Origin of the sequence: Streptomyces sp. NPDC052687, assembly GCF_040678395.1 — a bacterium.
In the GTDB taxonomy this organism is placed as follows: Bacteria; Actinomycetota; Actinomycetes; order Streptomycetales; family Streptomycetaceae; genus Streptomyces.
Map to the genome: position 1 here is coordinate 26,931 of NZ_JBFATR010000062.1, position 10,005 is coordinate 36,935.

The 10,005-nt window shown below is 72.4% G+C and carries 8 protein-coding genes, 3 tRNA genes and 1 pseudogene; 8 read left to right on the plus strand and 4 right to left on the minus strand.

The window, feature by feature from the left end:
- Positions 1 to 7: 7 nt before the first annotated feature.
- The 4 genes from AB0K92_RS30695 to purS form a co-directional block, all read right to left on the minus strand.
- Positions 8 to 1,243, minus strand: coding sequence for a hypothetical protein (locus AB0K92_RS30695; RefSeq protein ID WP_365928304.1), 1,236 nt, complete (start codon positions 1,241 to 1,243; stop codon positions 8 to 10).
- 119 nt (positions 1,244 to 1,362) lie between these two features.
- Positions 1,363 to 3,621, minus strand: coding sequence for a phosphoribosylformylglycinamidine synthase subunit PurL (purL, locus tag AB0K92_RS30700; RefSeq protein ID WP_365928306.1), 2,259 nt, complete (start codon positions 3,619 to 3,621; stop codon positions 1,363 to 1,365).
- Positions 3,618 to 4,298 carry a phosphoribosylformylglycinamidine synthase subunit PurQ gene (gene purQ / locus AB0K92_RS30705; RefSeq protein ID WP_365928308.1) on the minus strand — a complete coding sequence of 227 codons (681 nt, stop codon included), beginning with the start codon at positions 4,296 to 4,298 and terminating at the stop codon, positions 3,618 to 3,620. Before purQ ends, purL begins: the two co-directional genes overlap by 4 nt.
- Positions 4,295 to 4,558, minus strand: coding sequence for a phosphoribosylformylglycinamidine synthase subunit PurS (gene purS / locus AB0K92_RS30710; protein WP_030251612.1), 264 nt, complete (start codon positions 4,556 to 4,558; stop codon positions 4,295 to 4,297). The genes purQ and purS overlap by 4 nt, the downstream gene beginning before the upstream one ends.
- 311 nt (positions 4,559 to 4,869) lie before the next feature.
- Here purS and AB0K92_RS30715 point away from each other — a divergent pair, with 311 nt between their 5' ends.
- From AB0K92_RS30715 to AB0K92_RS30750, 8 genes and pseudogenes are all read left to right on the plus strand, one after another.
- Positions 4,870 to 5,187 (plus strand): Lsr2 family protein, encoded by a 318-nt coding sequence (locus AB0K92_RS30715; RefSeq protein ID WP_365928310.1) that lies wholly within the window; start codon positions 4,870 to 4,872, stop codon positions 5,185 to 5,187.
- A gap of 157 nt (positions 5,188 to 5,344) precedes the next feature.
- Positions 5,345 to 5,416: transfer RNA gene (locus AB0K92_RS30720), tRNA-Gly, on the plus strand.
- 83 nt (positions 5,417 to 5,499) lie between these two features.
- Positions 5,500 to 5,575, plus strand: a tRNA-Gly gene (locus AB0K92_RS30725).
- Between the two features lie 167 nt (positions 5,576 to 5,742).
- The gene (locus AB0K92_RS30730) at positions 5,743 to 6,714 is read left to right on the plus strand and encodes an ABC transporter ATP-binding protein (RefSeq protein WP_365928312.1); all 972 of its coding nucleotides are present in this window, start codon (positions 5,743 to 5,745) and stop codon (positions 6,712 to 6,714) included.
- On the plus strand, positions 6,711 to 7,508 hold the full coding sequence (locus tag AB0K92_RS30735; protein ID WP_365928314.1) for an ABC transporter permease: 798 nt from the start codon (positions 6,711 to 6,713) through the stop codon (positions 7,506 to 7,508). The genes AB0K92_RS30730 and AB0K92_RS30735 overlap by 4 nt, the downstream gene beginning before the upstream one ends.
- A gap of 16 nt (positions 7,509 to 7,524) precedes the next feature.
- Positions 7,525 to 8,694, plus strand: a pseudogene (locus tag AB0K92_RS30740) (histidine kinase); the annotation flags it as partial.
- 458 nt (positions 8,695 to 9,152) lie between these two features.
- Positions 9,153 to 9,761, plus strand: a complete 609-nt coding sequence (locus AB0K92_RS30745) for a response regulator transcription factor (protein WP_365928316.1) — start codon at positions 9,153 to 9,155, stop codon at positions 9,759 to 9,761.
- Between the two features lie 23 nt (positions 9,762 to 9,784).
- A tRNA-Gly gene (locus AB0K92_RS30750) sits at positions 9,785 to 9,860 on the plus strand.
- Positions 9,861 to 10,005 lie beyond the last annotated feature (145 nt).

The following is a 10,005-nucleotide window of genomic DNA, read 5'->3' on the forward strand; positions in this document are numbered from 1 at the left end:
GGTGACCTTAGTCGGCGCGGAAGGACGCGGGGGCGGGCAGAGTGACGTCGGTGCAGCCGCGCCGGGCGGTGACGTCGTCGACGTAGCCGCGGAAGAGCTTCTCCAGCTCGGCCGCGGCCACCGTGTCGTAGCCGTAGGCGGCCGTCATGGTGTGGATCTGTGCCCGCCCCGCGCAGACGGAGGAGGCCCACCACACCGGTTGGCGGCCGTCGCGGCCGGCCTTGCCCGGCTCCGCGCGGGTGTTGGATCCGGTGGAGCCGCCGGTCCCGAGGTGGACGTTCTTCGCCTGCTCGCCGGAGTAGGTGTGCAGGGCGACGAACCACTGGCCGGGGCGGCTCGGGCGGCCGACACCCGGCAGGCTGTCCGCGTGGCCGTGCCACAACGTGCTCGCCCGCGACCGGCTCAGCACCAGCACGCACCGCTCGTCCCACAGCCGGGCGTCGGTGCGGCTCTCGAGGACCTGGTCGGGAAGGAGCCGGTCACGCGGGAAGCCCGCCGCGCGGTACCAGGCGCAGGTGCCGGAGGCGCGGGAGGCCGGGGTGGGGCCGGGCGTCAGGGCGGGTATGCCGTCCGGCGGATCGGGCAGGCGGCCGGGGCAGCCCAGCCGCTCGGCGAGGTTGTTGGCGGTGCCGACGGCGGTCCGCGCGAGGACGTCGCGGTCGTGCGCGGTGAGCTGCTCCCGCTCGGTGAAGGGCCGCCCGGTCATCAGGGTGGCTCTCGCCCACAGCGCGCTGATCCGCTGCCCGTTCACCTCTCCCCTGGGGCAGGGCAGCTCGACCACGACGCCCGAGTCGGTGACCATCCCCGCGATGCCTCCGCCGAGCGGCTGCGCGGGGTAGGTGTAGCGGCCGAAGGGGTCGCCGACCGGGTCCCACGGCTGCTCGGGGGTCTGGCGCTCGCTGGAGGGCACGACGCCCACCGCCCCGGTGAAGAACCACCGCGCGCCGCTCGCCGAGCCGGTCCTCTCCCCCGCCTCGGTGCTGAACAGCTCGCAGTCCTGCCCGCTCGGCAGGGACTCCAGCTCGATGGTGCCCTCCTCGGCCTGCCGGTGGGTGAGGGTGCCGCCCGCCGGGGACAGCGCGAGGACCCGGCCGGCCGGGACCAGGCCCGCGCACGCCGCGTCGATCTGCCGTCTGGCGTCCCAGACCTGCCAGATCTCGCGGCCGGCGAAGCCGGTGCCGGCCACGGCGACCACGCACAGCAGCACGTTGAGGGCCTTGCGGACCCCGTCCGGAACCTTCACCGCTGCTCCCCCCCCCGGGTTCGGCCTGCCGGATCTGCTCGTGTCTCCGAAGTTACCGGCCGGCACTGACAAGGCCCCGTCCGGCTCCGGGAGCCGGACGGGGCCTCGCGGGTCACCGTTTACGCGAACAGCGCCGGGATGGTGCTCTCGTGGGCGGTGCGCAGCTCGTCCAGGGTGAGGGTGAACTCGCCCTGGACCTCCACCGTGTCGCCGTCCACGACGCCGACGCGCGTGGCCGGGAGGCCGCGGGCGCCGCACATGTCGGTGAAGCGGACCTCCTCGGAGCGCGGGACGGCGACGATCGCGCGGCCCGCGGACTCGGAGAAGAGGAAGGTGAAGGCGTCCAGACCGTCGGGGACGACCAGACGGGCGCCCTTGCCGCCGAGCAGCGCCGACTCCACGACGGCCTGGATGAGACCGCCGTCGGACAGGTCGTGCGCGGCGTCGATCATGCCGTCGCGGGAGGCGGAGATCAGGATCTCGGCCAGCAGGCGCTCGCGCTCCAGGTCGACCTTCGGGGGCAGGCCGCCGAGGTGGTCGTGGATCACCTGGGACCAGGCCGAGCCGCCGAACTCCTCGCGGGTGTCGCCGAGCAGGTAGAGGAGCTGGCCCTCCTCCCGGAAGGCGACCGGGGTGCGGCGGGCGACGTCGTCGATCACGCCGAGGACGGCGACGACCGGCGTCGGGTGGATGGCGGCCTCGCCGGTCTGGTTGTACAGCGAGACGTTGCCGCCGGTCACCGGGGTGCCGAGCTGCTGGCACGCGTCCGCGAGACCGCGCACGGCCTCCGCGAACTGCCACATGACCGCCGGGTCCTCGGGGGAGCCGAAGTTCAGGCAGTCCGAGACCGCGAGCGGCTTGGCGCCGGTCGTGGCCACGTTGCGGTAGGCCTCGGCGAGGGCCAGCTGCGCGCCCGTGTACGGGTCGAGCTTGGCGTACCGGCCGTTGCCGTCGGTCGCGATGGCGACACCGAGGCCGGTCTCCTCGTCGATGCGGATCATGCCGGAGTCCTCGGGCTGGGCGAGGACGGTGTTGCCCTGCACGAAGTGGTCGTACTGGGACGTGATCCACTTCTTGGAGGCCTGGTTGGGCGACGCGACCAGCTTCAGGACCTGGTCCTTCAGCTCGTCCGGGGTCTGCGGGCGCGGCAGCTTGTTCGCGTCGTCCGCCTGGAGTTCGTCCTGCCAGGCCGGGCGGGCGTAGGGGCGCTCGTAGGTCGGGCCCTCGTGGGCGACCGTGCGCGGGTCGACGTCGACGATCTTCTCGCCGTGCCAGAAGATCTCCAGGCGGTCGCCGTCGGTCACCTCACCGATGACGGTGGCGATGACGTCCCACTTGTCGCAGATCTCCAGGAAGCGGTCGACCTTGTCGGGCTCGACGACCGCGCACATGCGCTCCTGCGACTCGCTCATGAGGATCTCCTCGGGCGAGAGCGTGGAGTCGCGCAGCGGGACGTCGTCCAGGGTGACGCGCATGCCGCCGGAGCCGTTCGACGCCAGCTCGGACGTGGCGCAGGACAGGCCCGCCGCGCCGAGGTCCTGGATGCCGACGACCAGCTTCTCCTTGAACGCCTCCAGGGTGCACTCGATGAGGAGCTTCTCCTGGAAGGGGTCGCCGACCTGCACCGCGGGGCGCTTGGAGGGCTTGGCGTCGTCGAAGGTCTCGGAGGCCAGGATGGAGGCGCCGCCGATGCCGTCGCCGCCGGTCCGGGCGCCGTACAGGATGACCTTGTTGCCCGCGCCGGACGCCTTGGCGAGGTGGATGTCCTCGTGCCGCATCACACCGATGCAGCCGGCGTTGACCAGCGGGTTGCCCTGGTAGACGGCGTCGAAGACGACCTCGCCGCCGATGTTGGGCAGGCCCAGGCAGTTGCCGTAGCCGCCGATGCCGGCGACCACGCCGGGCAGGACGCGCTTGGTGTCGGGGTGGTCGGCCGCGCCGAAGCGCAGCGGGTCCACGACGGCCACCGGGCGGGCGCCCATGGCGATGATGTCGCGGACGATGCCGCCGACACCCGTGGCCGCGCCCTGGTAGGGCTCGACGTACGACGGGTGGTTGTGCGACTCGACCTTGAAGGTGACCGCGTAGCCCTGGCCGACGTCGACCACGCCGGCGTTCTCGCCGATGCCGACGAGCAGGGCGTCGTTCTCGGGGGCCTTCTCGCCGAACTGGCGGAGGTGGACCTTGGAGGACTTGTACGAGCAGTGCTCGGACCACATGACCGAGTACATGGCCAGCTCCGCGCCGGTGGGGCGGCGGCCGAGGATCTCGACGATCCGCTCGTACTCGTCCTTCTTCAGGCCGAGTTCGGCCCAGGGCAGCTCGACGTCGGGGGTCGCGGTCGCGTGCTCGACCGTGTCCAGAGGCGTCCGGCTCATGCGTTGACCAGCTTCTTGAGGATCGAGGTGAAGAACGGGAGACCGTCGGTGCGGCCGGTGCCGATCAGCGGCTCCACGGCGTGCTCCGGGTGCGGCATCAGACCGACGACGTTGCCCGCCTCGTTGGTGATGCCGGCGATGTCGCGCAGCGAGCCGTTGGGGTTGAAGTCCAGGTAGCGGAACGCGACCCGGCCCTCGGCCTCCAGCTTGTCGAGCGTGTACTCGTCGGCGACGTACCGCCCGTCCATGTTCTTCAGCGGGATGTGGATCTCCTGGCCGGCGGTGTAGTCGGCGGTCCAGGCGGTGTCCGCGTTCTCCACCCGCAGCTTCTGGTCGCGGCAGATGAAGTGCAGGTGGTCGTTGCCGAGCATCGCGCCGGGCAGCAGATGGGCCTCGGTGAGGATCTGGAAGCCGTTGCAGATGCCGAGGACCGGCAGACCGGCCTTCGCCTGGTCGATGACCGTGTCCATCACCGGCGAGAAGCGGGCGATGGCACCGGCGCGCAGATAGTCGCCGTAGGAGAAACCGCCGCACAGCACGACGGCGTCGACCTGCTTCAGGTCCTTGTCCTTGTGCCACAGAGCGACGGGTTCGGCGCCCGCGAGGCGGATCGCGCGCTGCGTGTCCCGGTCGTCGAGAGAGCCCGGGAAAGTGACGACGCCAATACGAGCGGTCACTTCACGGCCTCCGCGACTTCCTCGACGCGGACGGTGAAGTCCTCGATCACGGTGTTGGCGAGGAAGGATTCCGCAAGATCGTGGATGCGGGCGAGCGCGGCCTCGTCGACCGGCCCGTCAACTTCCAGTTCGAAACGCTTTCCCTGGCGGACGTCCGAGATCCCGTCGAAACCCAGCCGCGGCAGTGCGCGCTGCACCGCCTGGCCCTGGGGGTCGAGGATCTCCGGCTTGAGCATGACGTCGACTACGACGCGTGCCACTGGCACTCCCGGTGTGTGGTGCTGAGCAGGTTCCTTCAGACTACCCGCACAAAATTTCTACGCGGGTAGAGTTGTAGGAACCTACGGACCGCCCGTCACGATCCGGCATCGGAGCCACCCCTTCACGAAAAGTTCAGGGAAAGATCCGGGATAGCTCGGCAACGGCTATTGCGCCGGGGACACGCGGGGAGATTTAGTCGGGCTTCCCATTGCTTTGCCGGGCACTGTACAAATGAATTGGCAATAGCCGATACTCGGCACGTCATTGCAGATGAGCTGCTTTGAGGTGCCGCACGAAGGGACCGATATTCGTGGCGCAAAAGGTCGTGGTCACCCTCTTCGACGACATCGACGGCTCGGAAGCGGCGGAAACGATCGCGTTCGGACTCGACGGCAAGTCGTACGAGATCGACCTGAATGAAGCCAATGCCAGGAAACTGCGCAAGGCGCTCGCGCCCTACGTGGAGGCCGGCCGCAAGCGGTCGAAGTCGGGCAGGGCCTACAAGCAGACCGAGGTCGCCCCCGACCCGGCGGCCGTGCGCGCCTGGGCGCAGGCCAACAAGATGGAGGTCCCCGCCCGCGGCCGCATCCCGAAGAAGGTCTACGAGGCGTTCGCCGCCGCCCAGTGAGGCCGCCGCCCAGTGAGGCCCCGTCGGCCCCGGCCCGGCGGGGCCGACGGCCGCTCAGCCGCCCCTCGCGTCAACCGACTTGCGCAGCACCCCCGCTGATCAGCTAGAGTCTGGAGCACGCCGAGGGGCGAGGCCGAAAGGCCCGGCTCACGGACACGCGGGTGTAGTTCAGTAGCAGAACATCCCCCTTCCAGGGGGAAGGCGCAGTGTGCAATTCCTGTCACCCGCTCTGCACCACCACCGTACGGACCACTGTTGTGGATCAGGTAGGCTGGTGCTCGCACCGGTCAGTGAAAGCTGGTCGGGAGCAATGCGGACGTAGCTCAGTTGGTAGAGCGCAACCTTGCCAAGGTTGAGGTCGCGAGTTCGAGCCTCGTCGTCCGCTCCAGTCATCAAGGCTCCGGTCATCCGACCGGGGCCTTCGGTGTTTTCCGGGTCCCTTTCCTCACCTTCCCCCGTCCTGGCCTCGTCTGCGGCCCCCCTTCTGACATTTGTCATGCCCGCCGGTGACAGCGCGCACTGCCGGACCGCCCCGGCCGCCGGGAGGCTGAAGGCATGAACACAAACGGACACGAGCATGTGATCGAGGTCACCGACCTCACACGTGTCTACGGGGGCGGGTTCGAGGCTGTGCGCGGAATCACGTTCGACGTGGCACGCGGTGAGGTCTTCGCACTGCTGGGCACCAACGGCGCCGGCAAGACGTCCACCGTCGAGCTGCTGGAGGGACTGGCACCGCCGAGCGCGGGCCGGGTGCGGGTGCTCGGGCACGACCCCTACGGCGAGCGGGACGCCGTACGGCCGCGGACCGGGGTGATGCTCCAGGAGGGCGGGTTCCCGGCGGAGCTGACCGTCGGCGAGACCGTGCGGATGTGGGCGGGCTGCACCAGCGGCGCCCGGCCCGTCGGCGAGGCGCTGCAGACCGTCGGGCTCGCGAAGCGGGCCGGGGTACGCGTCAAGCAGCTCTCCGGCGGGGAGCGGCGGCGGCTGGACCTGGCGCTCGCCCTGCTCGGCGACCCCGAGGTGCTGTTCCTGGACGAGCCGACGACCGGCCTCGACGCCGAGGGCCGGCGCGACACCTGGAATCTGGTGCGGGCCCTGCGCGACGCCGGTACGACGGTGCTGCTGACCACGCACTACCTGGAGGAGGCCGAGGAGCTGGCCGACCGGCTGGCGATCCTGCACGAGGGGCGGATCGCGGCGCGCGGCACCCCCGAGGAGGTGACCGCCGCCCAGCCGTCCCGGATCTCCTTCGAGCTGCCCGACGGCTGGTTCCCGGGCGACCTGCCCGCCCTCGGCGAGCTGGGCGTCGTCGGACACGAGATGGACGGCCGGACCGTGCGGCTGCGGACGTACGAGCCGCAGCGGGCCGCGACCGGGCTGCTGATCTGGGCGCGCGACGCGGGGGTGGAGCTGCGGCGGCTGGACGTACGCCCGGCCTCCCTGGAGGAGGCGTTCCTGGGGATCGCCGGGCGGGCCTCGGCCCTCGCGGCACAGCACACGCACGAGGAGGGGGCCGCCGTATGAGCACCACGACTGTCACGGGGCGCGGGAGCACGACGACCGTCGCGGGGCGGATGGGCGCGCTGGCACGCGCCGAGCTGACCCTGCTGGGACGCAGCCGGGCGACGATCGTCTCCGTGGTGCTCGTGCCGCTGCTGCTGCCGTTCAGCGTGCGGGCCGCGGTCGACGAGATGGACCTGAAGGAGGCCGGGCTGACCGTCGGCACCGTGCTGCTGCCCGCCGCCGTCGGCTTCTCCCTGCTCTTCGCCGTGTACGCGGCCCTCACCACCGCCTACGTCACGCGCCGCGAGGAACTGGTGCTCAAGCGGCTGCGGACCGGCGAGCTGCGGGACCGCGAGATCCTCGTCGGGGCGGCGCTGCCGGCCTCCGGCATCGGCATCGCGCAGTCGGTGCTGCTCGCGGTGGGCTGCGCGGCGCTGCTCGACGTCGGGGCCCCGTCCGCGCCCCATCTCGCCGTGCTGGGCCTGCTGTTGGGGATCGTGCTGTGCGGGGCGCTCGCCGCCGTCACCGCCGCCTTCACCCGGACCGCGGAGAGCGCGCAGGTGACCTCGCTGCCGATGCTGTTCGTCTCCATGCTGGGCTCCGGGATCACCGTGCCGCTGGAGGTGCTGCCGGAGCGGGTGGCGTCCGTGTGCGAACTGCTGCCGCTGACACCGGTGATCACCCTGGTGCGGGGCGGCTGGACCGGGGACCTGTCCGGCTACGACGCACTGGGCGCCGTCGCCACCGCGCTGGCCTGGACCGCTGTCGCGGTGTTTGCTGTACGGCGGTGGTTCCGGTGGGAGCCGAGGCGCTGAGGAGGGGGCGGGTCGGGTGACCGGGCCGAGGACGTGGTGGCAGGGCAAGAGCACTCCGGCGAAGGTCGAGACGTACACGCGGTGGTCGTTCCACTTCTTCGCGGTCATCGAGGCCGGGCTGTTCGGGCTGCCCCTGCTCGCCGTGGCGGGGATGCCCGCCCGAGGGGGCCTGCTCGCCCTGCTGTGCGCCCATGCCGCGCTGTGCGCGCTGACCGGGTCCCGCGCGCTGGACTGGGTGCGCGGCACCCGGGAACGGCCGGTGCGGCTGATGTGGGCGCTCGGGGCGGCCAGCGCGCTGCTGGCGAGCCTGTGCTTCGCCCTCGCCCGGCAGGTGTCCGGCGACGACGCCGAGACCGCGCTGGGCACGGCGGCCGGCGGGATCCTCGTCTTCGGCGTCGGCGGCATCACCCTCGGCCTGCGCGGCCGGCGGCCCGCCGCCCTGCTGGTGACCGGGTTCTCGGCGGGCGTCGCCGCGGTCGCCCTGGCGTTCGGCGCGCCCCTCACCGGCGCGCTGGCCAGCGCGATCGCGACCCTCGCGGGCACCGGCTTCTTCGCCTTCACGTCCGTCTTCTCCGTCTGGCTGCTCAACGCCGTCTGGGAGCTCGACGCGGCCCGTGAGACCCGGGCGCGGCTCGCCGTCGCCGAGGAGCGGCTGCGGTTCGGGCGCGACCTGCACGACGTGATCGGCCGCAACCTCGCGGTCATCGCCCTCAAGAGCGAGCTCGCCGTGCAGCTCGCCCGGCGGGGCCGGGAGGAGGCCGTCGCGCAGATGGTGGAGGTGCAGCGCATCGCGGCCGAGTCGCAGCGCGAGGTCCGCGATGTCGTACGCGGTTACCGCGAGGCCGATCTCGGGGTCGAACTCCTCGGTGCGCAGGGCGTCCTGAAGGCCGCCGGGATCGACTGCGAGGTGACGGGCGGGGCCGCGGGGCTGCCCGCCGAGGTGCAGTCGGCGCTCGGCTGGGTGGTCCGGGAGGCCACGACGAACGTCCTGCGGCACGGGGACGCCCGGCGGTGTTCGGTGGAGTTGGTGATGTCGGAGGGGTTCGTGGTGCTGACGGTGGAGAACGACGGCGCGGGGGCGTCGCAGGCCGCGGCACCCGCGGGCACCGGGCGCGGCGGCTCCGGACTCGCCGGGCTGCGGGAGCGGCTGCGGGCGGTCGACGGGACGCTGGACGCGGGGTTCGTGGGGGACGGGAGGAGGGACGGCGACGGGAACAGGGACGGCGGCGGGGACGGGGGCCGGGACGGGGGCCGGGACGGGGGCCGGGACGGGGTGTTTCGGGTCGTGGCAAGGGTGCCGGTGGCCGGGGACTCGGCGGCCGGGGACTCGGCGGCCGGGGACTCGGTGAGCGGGGACTCGGTGAGCGCGGGCGGGGAGCCGGTGGTCGTGGACTCGGCGAGTAGCGGCGGGGAGCCGGGGGTCCGAGGTGAGGTTCCGGTGGCCGGGGGCGGGGCGGGGCTCCGCGTGGACGCGGGGGCCGGGGCCGGGGCTTTCGCGGGCGAGGCCGGGGGTTCGGTGGGCCGTACGGGGCAGCCGGTGCGCGAGGCCGGGGCTTCGGCGCGTCACGGCGGAGATGACGGGGCCGGGGGGTTCGCCGCCCGTGCGGAGGAGGTCTCCGAGGCCGTGGGGCGGGGGGTCGTGGCGTGAGTGTGCGGGTGCTGCTCGCGGATGACGAGCATCTGATCCGGGGGGCGCTGGCCGCGTTGCTCTCGCTGGAGGACGACCTGCTCGTCGTCGCGGAGGCGGCGAGCGGACCGGAGGCGCTGGCGATGGCGCGGGCGCACGAGCCCGATGTGGCGGTGCTCGATCTCCAGATGCCGGGCGCCGACGGTGTGAAGGTCGCCACATCGCTGCGGACCGAGCTGCCGGGCTGCCGGGTGCTGATCGTGACCAGCCACGGCCGGCCGGGGCATCTGAAGCGGGCGCTCGCGGCGGGCGTGCGGGGGTTCGTCCCGAAGACGGTGAGCGCCCAGCGGCTCGCGGAGATCATCCGCACCGTGCACGCGGGAAACCGTTACGTCGACCCGGAGTTGGCCGCCGACGCCATCTCGGCCGGGGACTCGCCGCTGACCGCGCGCGAGGCCGAGGTGCTGGAGCTGGCCGCCGACGGGGCGCCGGTCGCGGAGATCGCCGAGCGGGCCGCGCTGTCCCAGGGGACCGTCCGGAACTATCTCTCGTCGGCCGTGTCGAAGCTCGGGGTGGAGAACCGTCATGCGGCGGTGCGTCTCGCACGCGAGCGAGGTTGGGTATAGTTGCTCTCGCGCCACGGCGCAACGCGGACGTAGCTCAGTTGGTAGAGCGCAACCTTGCCAAGGTTGAGGTCGCGAGTTCGAGCCTCGTCGTCCGCTCCACAGAGCAAAGGCCCCCGGTTTCCGCCGGGGGCCTTTCGCGTTGCCTCGGACCTTGTCTCCACAAGCCCCTGGGTGTCCCCGATGCCCCCGGACGGGCCGGGGGCGGGCCGGGGGCGGGCCGGGGGCGGGCCGGGGGCGGGCCGGG

Coding starts and splice junctions, on each gene's coding strand:
- AB0K92_RS30730 (WP_365928312.1), top strand. CDS start 5,743: ATGAACACAAACGGACACGAGCATGTGATCGAGGTCACCGACCTCACA.
- purL (WP_365928306.1), bottom strand. CDS start 3,621: ATGAGCCGGACGCCTCTGGACACGGTCGAGCACGCGACCGCGACCCCC.
- AB0K92_RS30735 (WP_365928314.1), top strand. CDS start 6,711: ATGAGCACCACGACTGTCACGGGGCGCGGGAGCACGACGACCGTCGCG.